Source organism: Candidatus Defluviilinea gracilis, from assembly GCF_057138825.1.
In genome coordinates, this window is record NZ_DBNHEF010000021.1 from 51,017 (window position 1) to 64,970 (window position 13,954).

At 56.4% G+C, this 13,954-nt stretch carries 12 protein-coding genes; all 12 read left to right on the plus strand.

The genetic code is table 11. The features are described from left to right. Positions 1-14 precede the first annotated feature (14 nt). The 12 genes from AC16KF_RS02560 to AC16KF_RS02615 all read left to right on the plus strand — a co-directional run bounded on the left by AC16KF_RS02560 (position 15) and on the right by AC16KF_RS02615 (position 13,949). The gene (locus tag AC16KF_RS02560) at positions 15-3,254 is read left to right on the plus strand and encodes an ATP-binding protein (protein ID WP_484035721.1); all 3,240 of its coding nucleotides are present in this window, start codon (positions 15-17) and stop codon (positions 3,252-3,254) included. A gap of 530 nt (positions 3,255-3,784) precedes the next feature. Continuing rightward, positions 3,785-5,734 (plus strand): APC family permease, encoded by a 1,950-nt coding sequence (locus AC16KF_RS02565; protein ID WP_484035722.1) that lies wholly within the window; start codon positions 3,785-3,787, stop codon positions 5,732-5,734. An 82-nt stretch (positions 5,735-5,816) separates the two neighbouring features. Continuing rightward, complete coding sequence (locus tag AC16KF_RS02570) at positions 5,817-7,775, plus strand: APC family permease (protein WP_484035723.1); 1,959 nt, start codon at positions 5,817-5,819, stop codon at positions 7,773-7,775. 6 nt (positions 7,776-7,781) lie between these two features. Then, the gene (locus tag AC16KF_RS02575) at positions 7,782-8,444 is read left to right on the plus strand and encodes a potassium channel family protein (protein ID WP_484035724.1); all 663 of its coding nucleotides are present in this window, start codon (positions 7,782-7,784) and stop codon (positions 8,442-8,444) included. A 1-nt stretch (position 8,445) separates the two neighbouring features. Further along, positions 8,446-9,144, plus strand: coding sequence for a potassium channel family protein (locus AC16KF_RS02580; protein WP_484035725.1), 699 nt, complete (start codon positions 8,446-8,448; stop codon positions 9,142-9,144). Between the two features lie 153 nt (positions 9,145-9,297). Then, a complete protein-coding gene (gene rpmH, locus AC16KF_RS02585; RefSeq protein WP_484035726.1) occupies positions 9,298-9,468 on the plus strand; it encodes a 50S ribosomal protein L34 in 171 nt (56 codons plus the stop codon). A 27-nt stretch (positions 9,469-9,495) separates the two neighbouring features. Beyond that, positions 9,496-9,846 carry a ribonuclease P protein component gene (gene rnpA, locus AC16KF_RS02590; RefSeq protein ID WP_484035727.1) on the plus strand — a complete coding sequence of 117 codons (351 nt, stop codon included), beginning with the start codon at positions 9,496-9,498 and terminating at the stop codon, positions 9,844-9,846. Next, a complete protein-coding gene (gene yidD, locus AC16KF_RS02595; protein ID WP_484035728.1) occupies positions 9,836-10,126 on the plus strand; it encodes a membrane protein insertion efficiency factor YidD in 291 nt (96 codons plus the stop codon). The genes rnpA and yidD overlap by 11 nt, the downstream gene beginning before the upstream one ends. A gap of 15 nt (positions 10,127-10,141) precedes the next feature. After that, complete coding sequence (locus AC16KF_RS02600) at positions 10,142-11,278, plus strand: outer membrane protein assembly factor BamB family protein (RefSeq protein WP_484035729.1); 1,137 nt, start codon at positions 10,142-10,144, stop codon at positions 11,276-11,278. Positions 11,279-11,291: 13 nt separating this feature from the next. Beyond that, on the plus strand, positions 11,292-12,164 hold the full coding sequence (locus AC16KF_RS02605) for a YidC/Oxa1 family membrane protein insertase (RefSeq protein WP_484035730.1): 873 nt from the start codon (positions 11,292-11,294) through the stop codon (positions 12,162-12,164). A gap of 16 nt (positions 12,165-12,180) precedes the next feature. Continuing rightward, positions 12,181-12,978 (plus strand): RNA-binding cell elongation regulator Jag/EloR, encoded by a 798-nt coding sequence (jag, locus tag AC16KF_RS02610; RefSeq protein ID WP_484035731.1) that lies wholly within the window; start codon positions 12,181-12,183, stop codon positions 12,976-12,978. Between the two features lie 113 nt (positions 12,979-13,091). Beyond that, positions 13,092-13,949, plus strand: coding sequence for a PfkB family carbohydrate kinase (locus AC16KF_RS02615; RefSeq protein ID WP_484035732.1), 858 nt, complete (start codon positions 13,092-13,094; stop codon positions 13,947-13,949). Positions 13,950-13,954: the final 5 nt, after the last annotated feature.

Here is a 13,954-nt window from a genome sequence, read left to right on the forward strand (position 1 = left end):
GCTATAATCTCAATATGCAGTTCATTGCGACCTTGCTGACGCGCCTGGCATACATCGATTCGCCCTCGCTGGCTGGGTGGCTGGTCTGGGTTGGGCTGGCGGGACTGCTCGTCTTTCTCCTATCGAGTTGGCGCAAATATCATTCGAAGATTTCACAGCGCAATATGTGGGTTTTCATCGCGCTTGCGTTTCTCACGCCCATCACAACGTTATTCCTCGGGTTGGAATTCTCATCAGGCGGAGCATTACCTGTGCCTGGCATTCCGGCTCAGGCGCCCGGTTCTACCGTGATGATCTTCTCCGCAATCCCGTGGACGTTGGCAGGCGGCTTGCTCGGTCCTTTTGCGGGAGCCGGCTTGGGCGTCTTAGGCGGGCTCTTGCGCGGCGTGTGGGATACGCATTCTATTTTTTCCATTATTGAATTTGGAATCCTCGGCGCGGCGTTCGCGGCAAACACACACCAGCGTTATCGCACCCCGCTCTATACCCTGCTTCGCCAGCCGCTCTTCAACGTTTTTATTCTCACCCTGATCCACGCGCTCTTGTTTATCGTCGGCGCGGTCACCAGCGTGTCGGCGTCGTCGGCGGAGCGACTCGACTACGCCTTCAGCAATGTGGGCGCGGCAAGTTTTGCTTTCGGCATCGAAATGCTCATCGCCGGGTTCGCCGCGCAGGTAATCTCTACGGTGTTCCCGAGGCTGTGGGGCGGGCGCAGCGCCTTGCAACCTTCGCCCGCCGAAAAGAGCATCGAGACGCGTTTTGTTTCCGGCGCGGGGGCGATCATCTCAACCCTGCTCATCTTGCTCCTCGTTGGCGCGTGGGTGGTGGCAGGCTCAGCCGCGCGCGGTTTGCTCGAAGACCGGCTCGCCAGCGCGGCGCAATTGAGCGCGCAAGCCATCCCGCAGTTTTTAGAATCGGGGCAAAGCCTCTCCTCGCAAATCGCATCCGACCCGCGCCTCGCGCAAGCAAGCGACGGCGAACTGCAAGCCGCTCTCGGCGAACTTATTCGCTCGGCGGCGTTTTTCAATCAGCTCGCTGTGGTGGATGTTTCCACAGCCTTGCCACTGACGAGTTACCCGGCGGAACCAGCCTTTCAACTGACAGACGGGGAAACTGCGGGACTCCCGCTTCTTTCGCAGGGGATTCTGAATCAACAACTTGCGCTTCCTCCCTCCGACCCCGGCGGACCCGCCCGCATCTCGTTCATCGCCGGCATCCCCAACTCTACCCGCGCCCTCATCGCCCGCACCGATCTCAACACAAATCCCACGCTTCGCTCGCTGACGCTCACCCTCAACGGGATGACCGAATTGAACGGCTCGGGCGTTCTGCTGGATGAACACGGGATTATCCTTCACCATTCGCAAACCGACCTGATCTTTAGCCAGTATCCCGGTGCGCGCAAAGACTCTCCAACTTTTTTCGATGAAACCTCGCCAAATGGCGCGCGGCAATTGGTGTATTACCAGCCGGTGTTTGGGTACCCATGGGCGGTGGTGGTGACAGCGCCTGCGCGGCAGGCGCAACAGATTGCGCTCGATATCGCCCTGCCCATCGCGTTGATGATCCTCCTGCTTGGCGCCATTGCCCTGATCGCGTTGAGTATCAGTTTACGCACAGTGACCGCATCTCTGCAAGACCTCGCCGCCGAAGCGAAATACATCTCCACCGGCAAACTGGACCGCCCGCTTGCCGCCTCGGGTGAAGACGAACTCAGCGACCTGCGTAACGCCTTCGAACACATGCGCGCCAGCTTGCAAGCCCGCATGGATGAACTCAACCGCCTGCTGGTTGTCAGCCGGGGGGCGGCTTCGAGCCTCACATTGGGCGAAGCCCTGCATCCGGTGCTGGAAGCCATCGTGGCAAACGGCGCCACTTCTGCCCGCATGATTTTAAGCCGTGAATTCCTCCCTCCGGATACGCCCTACCGCTTTGCCGACGGACTGGAACAGGATGTGTACATGCACCTCGATCATCAGATCGTGGCGCTCACCGAAACTCAGGAACGGGTGGTGATGGCAACTGTGGCTGGGAACCGCATTCTACTCATCGACCCGAACCTGCCGCGCCCTGAATCGTTGATCGCGCTGGCGTTGCGCCATGAAAACCGATACTATGGAACGCTCTGGGCGGCGTACGATAAACAGCACATCTTCACCGAGTCGGATCTGAAGTTCATGTCCACGTTGGCGAGTCAGGCGGCGCTGGCGGTGGCAAAGATTCGCCTCTTTATGACGGTGGAGACCAGTCGTCGTCAATTGGAGGCAATCCTCAATTCCACGCCGGACCCGATCCTCGTCACCGATGCGGCGAACCGCCTCATTTTGGCGAACCCGGCCGCCGGTCAGGCATTAGGCGTGATCATCCGTCCCGGTGAGCGCGCGGATACCGAGAGGACGATCCAGGTAAAAGCGTTGCACGATATCCTGCGCGCCTCCTCCACCGAGCAGATTTCGGCAGAGATCGCCATGCCGGATGGCAGGACGTATCTCGCCATGACCTCGCCCATGATCGCGGACGAGAAGATCACCGGGCGCGTGTGCGTTCTGCGCGATGTGACGCAACTGAAGGAGATCGATCAGCTTAAATCGGATTTTGTCGCGACGGTGAGTCATGACCTGCGTTCACCGCTCACGTTGATGCGCGGGTATGCCACCATGCTTGAAATGGCGGGCGCCTTGAACGACCAGCAGAAAAATTATGCGCGCATGATCGTGCAGGGCGTGGATAATATGGCGAAATTGGTCAACAACCTGCTAGACCTCGGGCGCATCGAGTTTGGCGTGGGCTTGCAAGTGGAGACTGTCCCCGTGCTCGATATCCTCGAGCGCGTAACCGGCGACTTGCAAATGCAAGCCAAACAGAAGAACATCTCGCTGGGGGTGGAACTGCCACGCGACCTGCCCCATGCCATCGAAGCCGATCAGGCATTGTTGCATCAGGCGTTATACAACCTTGTCGAAAACGCGATCAAGTACACTCCCGAAGGGGGCGCGGTCACCGTTCATGTGGATCCGCGACCCGACGGTTCGTTGATCTTCGCCGTGCAAGACAGCGGCATCGGTATTTCGGAGGAGGATCGCAAACGCTTGTTCGAAAAGTTCTATCGCGGCACCAACCGCGACGCGCTCATGCAACGCGGCACCGGGCTGGGGCTGGCTATTGTCAAATCCATCGCGGAGAGGCACGGCGGCAAGGCATGGGTGGAAAGCGAACTGGGGAAGGGAAGCGTTTTCTTTTTGCAGATCCCCTGAAACAATGGAGCGGCTACCAGGACAGATCAAAACATCTTTGCCACCGAGAACGCCGAGCCGATTGAGAAGAATCTCTTAACGCTCTGCGGATTCTGCGGCGTACCCATACGCAAGTCGCCGCTCCTCTGACACCAGGGCTTTCTTAAAGTCGCGGTTAACGATCTCTTTGGACACGGATTGCACGGAAGTCACGGATTTCTCCGTAACAAACGGAAGAAAATCCGTCCAATCCGTGAAATCCATGAACGAAAAAAGGGCATGGTTTGACTTTAAGAAAGCCGTGTCTCTGACACAGGGAGCGCTCAAAGGTTGTATATAATCCAACAGACAAACCACAGAGTCACCGAGTCACGGAGTTTTTTTAATTGTTTTTCTCCGTGTTTCCGTGACTCCGTGGTTAGGGTTTCCTGCTGTAGTGAAACTCATCTACATACTTTTAGCGCACCCCTGACACACGAGAGTAACGCGGATTCGTAAAACAGACGTATAATGCAAACCCTCGCCGTAGCGCGGGGATTCTTTTTGCAATCATGAGCCATCACAAAAATACAGCCTCCACTCAGTTCATCCGCCGAACGGCAAAACATCCCTCTTCAAGCCTCAGTCATTATTTGTTAGGGCGCCCTCTCTCCACAGCCGACGCGGCGCATGAGACCATCGGCAAAAGCGTGGGGCTGGCAGTCTTTGCGGCAGACGCGCTATCCTCCACCGCCTATGCCACGCAGGAAGTTCTGGTTATTCTCGCCGGCGCGGGGACGCTTGCCTTCGGTTATGTTTTTCCCATTTCCATTGTGATCGTCGCGTTGCTCGCCATTGTGGTGCTGTCCTACGAACAGATCATCCACGCTTATCCCGGTGGCGGCGGCGCATACATTGTCGCCTCGGATAATCTTGGGAAAATCCCGGCGCTGGTTGCCGCGGCGGCATTGCTCACCGATTACATCCTGACCGTTTCTGTGTCCATTTCCTCCGGTGTGGCGCAGATCGTTTCGGCATACCCGCAATTGTTCGATTATCGAGTCGCCATGTCGGTATTCTTTGTCGTCCTGATCATGGTGATCAACCTGCGCGGCGTGAGAGAATCGGGGGCGGCATTTGCCATTCCGAGTTATTTCTTCATTGTGATGATGTTGTTCTTGATCGGGACCGGGCTTTTCCGTTTGGCGACCGGTTCGCTTGGCGCGGTGGTCAACCCGCCGGAGATCGAACACGTGGATGAACTGACCGGGATCAGCCTGTTCTTATTGCTCCATGCTTTTTCAAGCGGCACCACCGCCATGACCGGCGTGGAAGCCATCTCGAACGGCATTACGGCTTTCAAAGAACCGCGCAGTAAAAACGCCGGCATCACTTTGATCTGGATGGCTTGTGTTCTGGGCGTCCTTTTCATCGGCATTTCTTTCCTCACGAGAGAAATTCAAGCCGTGCCGTCTGAAACAGAAACCGTCATCTCGCAACTTGCCCGGACGATCTTCAACGGGCAGGGGATTCTGTATTTAGGCGCAATTCTCGGCACAACCGTCATTCTCATCCTTGCCGCGAATACCGCTTTTGCCGGGTTCCCACGTTTAAGCGCCCTGCTTGCCGGTGACGGGTTCATGCCGCGCCAACTGACTTACCGCGGAAGCCGCCTTGTCTATTCATACGGGATCATCGCGTTGGGGGTGGCGGCATCCATTCTCATTATCATCTTTCAAGCGAGCGTAACGCGCCTCATTCCACTCTATGCCATTGGCGTATTTCTATCGTTCACACTGGCGCAGGCAGGCATGACCCGGCGCTGGTGGCGTTCGGGGAAATTGGATAAGACGGTTCAACCCGAAGATCACAATCGTCCGCATCCTTTGCATTACGACAAAAGATGGTTCGTCAAGATGATCAGCAACGCATTGGGCGCGCTCTGCACCGCGCTGGTGGTCGGCGTATTTGCGGTGACAAAGTTCCATGACGGGGCATGGATCGTCTTAATTCTCACTCCCATTTTGATCGGGATCTTTCTGTGGATTCACCGTCACTACGCCAATATGGCAAGCCGTCTCTCGCTGGAAAATTACGGCGAGCCGCCGCCCTATAACGCGCGCCATCGCGTGATCGTGCCGATCAGCGGCGTGCATCGCGGCACGCTTGCGGCTCTGCGGTATGCGCGGATGTTGTCGGACGATGTGACCGCCGTGCATGTTTCGATGGAGCCGGAGGACACGGAAAAGGCGCAACATAAATGGGCAAAATGGGGACGCGGAACGCGCCTCGTCATCCTTGATTCGCCTTACCGCCTCTTCGTGGAGCCGTTGCTGAGTTATATCAATGAGATTTTATCCAGCCGCCAACCCAACGAAACCATCACCATTGTTGTTCCGCATTTTGTGGCGGAGACGAAACTCCATAACGCGCTTCATATGCAGACCGCCGAACTATTGCGCCGCGAACTGCTCGAAACCCCCGGCGTGGTGATCACCGAAGTCCCCTATCAAATCCCTTAGCCATCCAACGCGTTTGTTGATTTAGAATATAATCATCGCGCTCCTCCTGAAGCGGGGCGTTTTTGGCAGACAAGAGAAATACATGTTAAGCCCGGAAAAAAAACAAACAGAAATCTTAAGGCGGCAAAGCGACTACCAGCCGCCGCGTTCCCTAAGTCATTGGTTTATTGGAAGACCGTTATCCACAGCCGACGCGCCTCACCAGACTATCGGTAAGCGTGTGGGGCTGGCAGTGTTCGCGTCGGATGCGCTGTCGTCCACCGCCTATGCCACGCAGGAAATCCTGGGCGTGCTGACGGTGGCGGGCGCGGTCGCGCTTTCGTTCGTATTCCCCATTTCCATTGCCATCGTCATCCTCTTGTTGATCGTCACGATCTCCTACGAACAGACGATTCACGCCTACCCCGGTGGAGGCGGCGCCTATATCGTTTCAAGGGATAACCTGGGCGAATCTGCGGCGCAGGTGGCGGGCGCGGCGCTTCTCATGGATTACATTTTGACCGTCGCGGTGTCCATCTCCTCGGGCGTGGCGCAGATCGTATCCGCTTATCCGGCGCTCGACGCTCATCGCGTTGTGTTGGGTGTGGCGGCGGTTTTTATCGTCATGCTGGTCAACTTGCGAGGGGTGAAAGAATCAGGCGCGGCGTTCGCCATTCCAACTTATTTCTTTGTCGTCATGATGTTCATCACAACCGGACTGGGACTGTTCCGTTATTTCAACGGCTCGTTGGGAACTGTGATCGATCCCCCCGAAGTTCATCTGATACACACGCTGGCGCCGGTCACCGCGTTTCTGTTGTTGCACGCGTTCGCCAACGGCACAACCGCGCTCACCGGGGTGGAAGCCATCTCGAACGGCATTACCGCGTTCAAGGAACCCCGCAGTCGGAACGCGGGCATCACTTTGATCTGGATGTCGATCATCCTTGGCGCGCTATTCCTCAGCATTTCCTTTCTCACCGGTCAGATCGGCGGCGTGTTCTCCGAAGAGGAAACGATCATCTCTCAACTCACACGCACCGTCTATGATGGGCGCGGACTCATGTATCTTGGCACGATGGCGGCTACAACCGTGATCTTGCTCATGGCGGCAAATACGGCGTTTGCAGATTTTCCGCGTTTGAGCGCGCTCGCCGCCGGCGACGGTTTCTTGCCGCGTCAACTCACGTTTCGCGGAAGCCGCCTCGTGTATTCGAATGGGATCGTCACCCTTTCGGTCATTGCCTCCATTCTGATCATCCTGTTCAAAGCCAGCGTCACTTTATTAATTCCGCTGTATGCCATCGGCGTGTTTCTCTCATTCACCTTGTCGCAATCTGGCATGGCGAGGCGTTGGTGGAAGATCGGACGATTAAAAGAAGGCGAAGAGATCGTTGAACAAGGCTCAACCCTCAAATACGAGGCAGGCTGGCGGCACAAAATGTTCATCAACGGGTTCGGCGCCGTCTGCACCGCCGTAGTGATGATCGTATTTGCCGTGACGAAATTCCGCGAGGGCGCGTGGATCGTATTGATCCTCATCCCCTTACTGGTGACCATCTTCTTTACCATCCATCGCCATTATAAAGAACTGGCAAAATATCTTTCCCTCGATAAGTTCGGCGGTTTGCCGCGCCGCCAGTCGCGTCACCGCGTGATCATGCCGGTGAGCAGTGTCCATCAAGGAACGCTGGAAGCCCTGCGTTACGCAAAGTTATTATCCGACGATGTGACCGCCATCCATGTTTCCATCGATCCGGCAGAGACGGAAAAGGTGCAGAAGAAATGGAAGCTCTGGGGCGAAGGGACGAGATTGGTCATCCTTGATTCTCCCTTTCGGCTTTTCGTCGAACCCCTGCTCGATTATATCGAGGATATTTTGGAACGCCGCCAGGCGAACGAGACCATCACCGTGGTTGTGCCCGAGTTCATTCCATCAAAGCGCTGGCATAATGCGTTACACATGCGCACCGCGGACCTTCTGCGGCAGGAATTATTATCAAAACATAACGTCATCGTCACCGACGTTCCTTATCAAGTTTACAAGGAAGAGAAGGAGTAATCGATCATGAAATTTATCGTTGTGGGATGCGGCCGCGTCGGCGCGGAACTGTGTTATCACCTGTTCACGAGCGGCCATCAGGTCGTAGTGGTGGATAGCCGCCGAGAAGCCTTCAACCGCCTCCATCCCGATTTTCGCGGACGCACGCTCGAAGGCGAAGGTTTGGCGGAAAGCGTGCTCGAACGCGCCGGCATTCAAGAAGCCGATGGGCTTGCCGCTGTAACGAATTCAGACACCCTGAATGCGGTTGTGGCTCATACCGCGCGCGCCTTCTACAAAGTACCCAACGTGGTGGCGCGCAATTACGACCCGAACCTGCGCTCGGTCATCGAAGCGTTTGGGTTGCATACGGTGGGTTCCACGTATTGGGGCGCGCAACGCGTGGAGGAATTATTGATGAACCCTTCGCACCGCGCGGTCTATTCCGCTGGCAACGGCGAGGTGGAAGTGTACGAGATCATCATTCCCGAATTATGGAACGGTAAAACGGTTGGAGATTTGCTGTCTTCGCTGAAGCAATGCTACCCTGTGGCGCTTTCGCGCGCCGGCAGAGCATCCTTGCCGGAGATGGGCACAACCCTTCAAACCGGCGACCTGCTCAACGTCAGTTCCACGTTCGAAGGGATTGGCGCGTTGTCGGCATTACTCACCGGAAAGGCGGAGGCGTAACATGTTCGTATTGATCGCCGGCGGCGGGCGCACGGGCACGCGCCTCGCCAGTTTATTAGTGAATCAAAATTACAAAGTCCGTCTCATCGAGCATCGGCGCGAGTTGCTCACGCACCTGCACCAGGAACTGCCCACCGAGGTGATCTATGAAGGGAACGCGGTAGACCCCGGCGTGCTCGAGGCGGCAGGCGCGCGAGAAGCGCATGTGGTTGCCGCGGTCACCAGCGAAGACGCGACCAACCTTGCCATGTGTTTTGTCGTCAAGACCATGTTCGAGGTGCCGCGCACGATTGCGCGCGTGAACAACCCGGTGAACGCCTGGCTGTTCAACGACACATTCAAGGTGGATGTGGCGTTGAACTCGGCGGATGTGCTGGCGCATTTGATCCAGGAAGAAATGTCGCTGGGCGACATGATGACGCTCTTCAAGATCCGCCGCGGACATTATTCGGTGGTGGAGGAAAAAGTGCCGCCAGGGGCAAAAGCCATTGGCGTTGCGCTCAAAGATTTGGCGTTGGCGGAGCATTGCGTGATCGCGGCGATCATCCGCGACGGTGTGATGACCTTGCCGCGCGGCGACAGCGCCTTGCAGGAAAACGACGAGATCATCGCGGTTGCCAGCCCGGAGGGCGCGCAAAAACTCGCGGAAATACTCGCGCACCCGGTCTACCCGGTCCGCAATGGGAACAAAAAAGAATAGGCGGCGAACCAAGCCTCCCCTGCGAAGGAAGCGGTGGGAAATCCACCAAGGAATCTCCCGCCGATTCCAAATTGACCGAATCGGAAGCCCTACGGTATAATGTCGTGCCGCTTTGAAAGCGACAGCCATTATTTTTGAAACGAGGAACGAAGAATGACCAAACGTACGTACCAACCGAAAATTCGCCGCCGCGTGCGCGTGCATGGCTTTCGCAAGCGCATGGCTACGGCAGATGGACGCGCCGTGCTCAAGCGCCGCCGCTTGCGTGGTCGCGCGCAGTTGACCAAGACCGCCAACAACCACGTGAAAAAAGTCCGCTGGTAGGCGGCAGAAAGCGCGTGGAGGCTGTGGGTGCAGAGAAAATTTCGTCTGACCCGGTCTGAAGATTTCAAGCGGGTGCGGCGTTCCGGCAAGTCTTATGCCCACCCGCTTGTCGTTTTGATTGTCGAAAAAAAACAGCAAGGCAATTTGCGAATCGGGGTCGCGGCGGGGCGATCGGCCGGCACGGCTGTGCGACGCAACCGGGCAAAGCGGCTCTTGCGCGAAGCGATGCGCACGCTGACCCCAAGCCTTGCCCTTCACGCCGATTTGATCCTAATCGCCCGTTCGGGGTTAGCCTCCGCCACCCTTGCAGACACACGCTCCGCCTTGCTCAACCTGTTGCAACGCGCGCGCTTGATCTCACCCCCGCATGAATCCTGAATTTCATTTACATGATTATTCGCACGAGCCGCGTCTGCGCGATATGCCGCGCACGATCTGGAACTTGCCGCGTCTCGGATTGTTATCAGTGATCCGGCTTTACCAAATGACCATCTCAAAAGGGATGCCGGCAAACACCTGCCGGTTCTATCCATCTTGCTCGCATTACGGTTATCAGGCAATCTATAAATACGGCGCATTCAAAGGTTTGGGCATGGCAACCTGGCGCGTGTTACGATGTAACCCGTTCAATCCCGGGGGATACGACCCCGTCCCATAGGAGTATCGATCATTCATGAGAAAGAAATTTGTATTCATCTCTATCATCCTGCTCGCGGCTGTTTTTCTGAGCGGGTGCACAGGAGCCGTGGCATGGCCCGGTTTATCTGCCAGCGGCGACGTGGCGTATTTGGCAAATACCAACACGGTCTATGCGGTGGACGCGAAAAGCGGAAAGCAATTATGGAAGTTCTCTGGTGAAAGTTCCGGTGGAATTTTTTCGTTCGGGAAAAGCCCAAACATGTACATTACCAACCCGGTGGTCACCGACGATGGGCTGGTGATCGTGCTCGATTCGAGCAGCAAGCACATTATGTATGCGTTAGACCCGAACGATATTGATCTGGAAAAGCAGACCCCCAATATCAAATGGAAGTTTTCAGCCGTGAAGGGATTATGGATCGCCCCGCCGCTTGCCATCGGCGACCGCCTGTTCGCGCCAAACTCGGACGGCAAGGTATATGTGCTAGACCTGGCAGACGGCAAATCTGAAAAACAAGCCATCGAAGCGATCACGGTATCCGAATCAGCCAAGGAGGAAGCGCGCTTGTGGGCGCAACCGGTCACAGACGGCGAGCGTATCTTCGTCACCTCGCTGGATAAAAGCGTGATCGCCATCGATCTCGAAACGTATGAAATCCTCTGGCACGAAGACCTCGGCGGCGCGGTGCCCGGCGGCGCGGCGCTCGGAGCAGACGGGATGTTGTACGTGGGTTCGCTCGCCAAACAACTGGAACGCTTCGACCCGGTCACCGGCGCGCACGAACCGGTGTTGAATACCAAAGGCTGGATCTGGGGAACCCCGGTTGCCAGCGGAGATACTTTGTATTTTGGCGATGTGGAAGGGTATGTCTATTCCTTCAACACCGCGAGCGGCGCGCTCAACTGGGAAGCGCAACCCGACTCCGCCATTACCGCCAGCCCGCTGGTGTACGGCGACCAAGTTCTGGTCGCCACCGAATCGGGCGGCGTTTATTCCTTCAATGCCGATGGCGATTTTGAGGAATGGTACAAGCCTGCCGACAAAGGCAAGGCTTACACCACCCCTGTTGTGGCAGGCGACTTTGTGCTTGTCGCCTATTTGGAATCGGATTATTATCTCGTAGCCCTCGATGCCGAAAGCGACGAGAAATGGACCTTCTCAGGAAAGTAAGAGCAACCGACCCATGAAAAACACCGGTAATCAAACCCAGGCGCAACGACCCGAACTCCCGCAGGGCTTCGCCACCGAATCGTTGAAAACCATCGCGGTCATCGCCATACTCGTATTGGCGTTCACCAATTTCAGCGCGGTGATCAACTTCGTCGTAAATATTTTGATCTTCATCTACACCTTTGTCGGTAAAAACTTCGGCATTGCCATCATCCTGCTCACGGTCTTGATCCGCCTCGTCACCTGGCCCCTCAACGCCCAGCAGATGAAAGGCGCCAAAGCCATGCAAGATATGCAGAACGACAAGGACTGGCTCGCCATTCAGAAGAAATACGCCAAAGACCGCGAAAAACTCGCGCAGGAACAGATGCGCATCTACCGTGAAAAAGGCATCAACCCGTTCGGTTCCTGCCTCCCCACCCTCATTCAATTCCCGATCCTGTTCGCCCTCATCCCAAGCATCACCTACGCGATCGGTTCCACGCCGTTGAGCATTCTCAAACTTTCGAATAGTTTGTACTCGTTTCAGGATGTGGCTTCGCTGGTGCCGCTCAACAGCAAATTCTTGTGGATCGACCTCGGCTTGCCCGAACGCACCGTCATTTTTGGGGTGGGCATTCCGATTCTGGCGCTCACTGTGGCGCTCACCACTTACATTCAGAGCAAACTCACCATGCCGGTCTCCTCGAACCCCGGCGACCAATCTGCCGCGACGGCGCGCATGATGAGCATCTATATGCCGGTCATGTTATTTCTATTCTCGTACAACTATGCCTCCGGGCTTTCCATCTATTTTGTCGCCAGCAATATCTTGAGCATCGTGCAATATGCCTTAATGGGCAAAGTGAACTGGCGCAACCTGCTCCCCGGCGGGCAAAAATCCTAACTTCAAGGAGGCGGGCATGAACGAAAGAACCACACTCGAGATCATCGCACCCACTGTCGAGGAAGCCCTCGCGCAAGGGTTGGCGCAACTGGGTCTCACCGCAGACCGTGTCAGCATCGAGGTGTTGGATGCCGGCACAAAAGGGTTGTTCGGGTTGGGCAAAACGCAAGTGCGGGTCAAGTTGACGGTGATCCCCGAAGGCGAGACGCCGGCGGCTACGGAAGAGCCAGCCAAACGGGCGACAGAAGCGAAGTCGCGCGCGGTTCAACCGCAGGGGACGCCTGCCCCAGTCCAGCCGGTAGAATCCCAGCCTGTTGAAAAATCGCAGGACGAGATCGAACATGATGTCGTGCTCGATAAGACCGAAGCCGCTATTTCAAAGTTGATCCATTTAATGAATCTCGAGGCTCAAATCTCGGCGCATTACAATGAGCGCGACCGCGACGGGCGGCGCAACATTCACGTGGATATTCGCGGCGAAGACCTGAGCGTGCTGATCGGGCGTCATTCAGAGACGTTGAACGCCTTTCAATACATCGCCTCGCTGGTGGTCGGTAAAGAAGTGGGCGAATGGGTGCAGTTGTCGGTGGATGTAGAAGGGTATCGCAACCGCCGCGAAAAGCAATTGATCCAGATGGCGATGCGCATGGCAGACCAGGTTGCCAAAAACGGGAAGAAGCAATCGCTCGAACCCATGCCCTCCGGCGAGCGGCGCATCATCCACATTGCTCTGCGCGATCACCCCGATGTAAAAACCGAAAGCGCCGGCGTGGAGCCTCACCGCAAAGTGACGATCGTTCCGAAACACGAATAGCGCGTCACGTCTGCGCGGCAAGACAGGCATATCTTTCTACTTTCTACTTTCTACTTTCTTCGTGAAAGAGGACAGTAGAAAGTTTTGTTTAACTCTCACGGTATAATCCGCCCATGCCCAATCTCGATTCACTCGAAGCGGTGGAATATCTTGCGGTGGGTCATGTGGCGCATGATCTAACGGCGAATGGAGCGAGGCTCGGCGGGACCGTTGCCTACTCCGCGTTGACGGCGCGCGCCTTGGGGATGAAGGCGGGCATCGTTACCGCGGCTGGCAAAGAAACCCCGCTCGGCGCGTTGGATGGAATTCCTATCATTTCAATTGAATCCCCGCACAGCACAACCTTTGAAAATATGTACACCGATCGGGGGCGCGTTCAATATGTGCGCGCGCAAGCCTCAAGCATCGGCTTTGATGCGGTTCCACCCTTATGGCGCAAGGCTTCGATCGTTCATCTCGCGCCGATTGCCAATGAAATGGATCTGCCCTTGCCCGAAGTGTTTTCGCCCGCATTACTCGGCGTCACTCCGCAAGGATGGATGAGAGGCTGGGAGGCAGACGGACGCGTCTCGCGCAGTGAATGGTTGAATTCGGAATCCGTTTTACAAAAAGCAAACGCGGTGGTCGTCAGCCGCGAGGATGTGAACGGCGACCACGAACTCATCGAACAGATGGCGCATCAAACGCGGATGCTGGCGGTCACCGAAGGCGCGGAGGGATGCGTCTTGTATTGGAACGGCGACCGCCGCCGCTTCCGCGCGCCCGAAGTAAAAGAAGTGGATGCGACCGGCGCGGGCGATGTGTTTGCAACGGCGTTTTTTATCCGTTTGTTAAGAACGCGCGACCCATGGGAAGCGGCGCGCTTTGCCACACTGCTCGCTTCTCATTCCGTTACGCGCGTTGGGCTGGAGGGAATCCCCACGCAAGCCGAAATCGAATCTTGTTTGATGGAAGTGTTACAGGCAAGGTAACTCTT

What these genes read in the sequence shown, in the direction of transcription:
- AC16KF_RS02560 (WP_484035721.1), top strand. Translation starts at nt 15, where the DNA reads ATGCAGTTCATTGCGACCTTGCTGACGCGCCTGGCATACATCGATTCG.
- AC16KF_RS02565 (WP_484035722.1), top strand. Translation starts at nt 3,785, where the DNA reads ATGAGCCATCACAAAAATACAGCCTCCACTCAGTTCATCCGCCGAACG.
- AC16KF_RS02570 (WP_484035723.1), top strand. Translation starts at nt 5,817, where the DNA reads ATGTTAAGCCCGGAAAAAAAACAAACAGAAATCTTAAGGCGGCAAAGC.
- AC16KF_RS02575 (WP_484035724.1), top strand. Translation starts at nt 7,782, where the DNA reads ATGAAATTTATCGTTGTGGGATGCGGCCGCGTCGGCGCGGAACTGTGT.
- AC16KF_RS02580 (WP_484035725.1), top strand. Translation starts at nt 8,446, where the DNA reads ATGTTCGTATTGATCGCCGGCGGCGGGCGCACGGGCACGCGCCTCGCC.
- rpmH (WP_484035726.1), top strand. Translation starts at nt 9,298, where the DNA reads ATGACCAAACGTACGTACCAACCGAAAATTCGCCGCCGCGTGCGCGTG.
- yidD (WP_484035728.1), top strand. Translation starts at nt 9,836, where the DNA reads ATGAATCCTGAATTTCATTTACATGATTATTCGCACGAGCCGCGTCTG.
- AC16KF_RS02600 (WP_484035729.1), top strand. Translation starts at nt 10,142, where the DNA reads ATGAGAAAGAAATTTGTATTCATCTCTATCATCCTGCTCGCGGCTGTT.
- AC16KF_RS02605 (WP_484035730.1), top strand. Translation starts at nt 11,292, where the DNA reads ATGAAAAACACCGGTAATCAAACCCAGGCGCAACGACCCGAACTCCCG.
- jag (WP_484035731.1), top strand. Translation starts at nt 12,181, where the DNA reads ATGAACGAAAGAACCACACTCGAGATCATCGCACCCACTGTCGAGGAA.
- AC16KF_RS02615 (WP_484035732.1), top strand. Translation starts at nt 13,092, where the DNA reads ATGCCCAATCTCGATTCACTCGAAGCGGTGGAATATCTTGCGGTGGGT.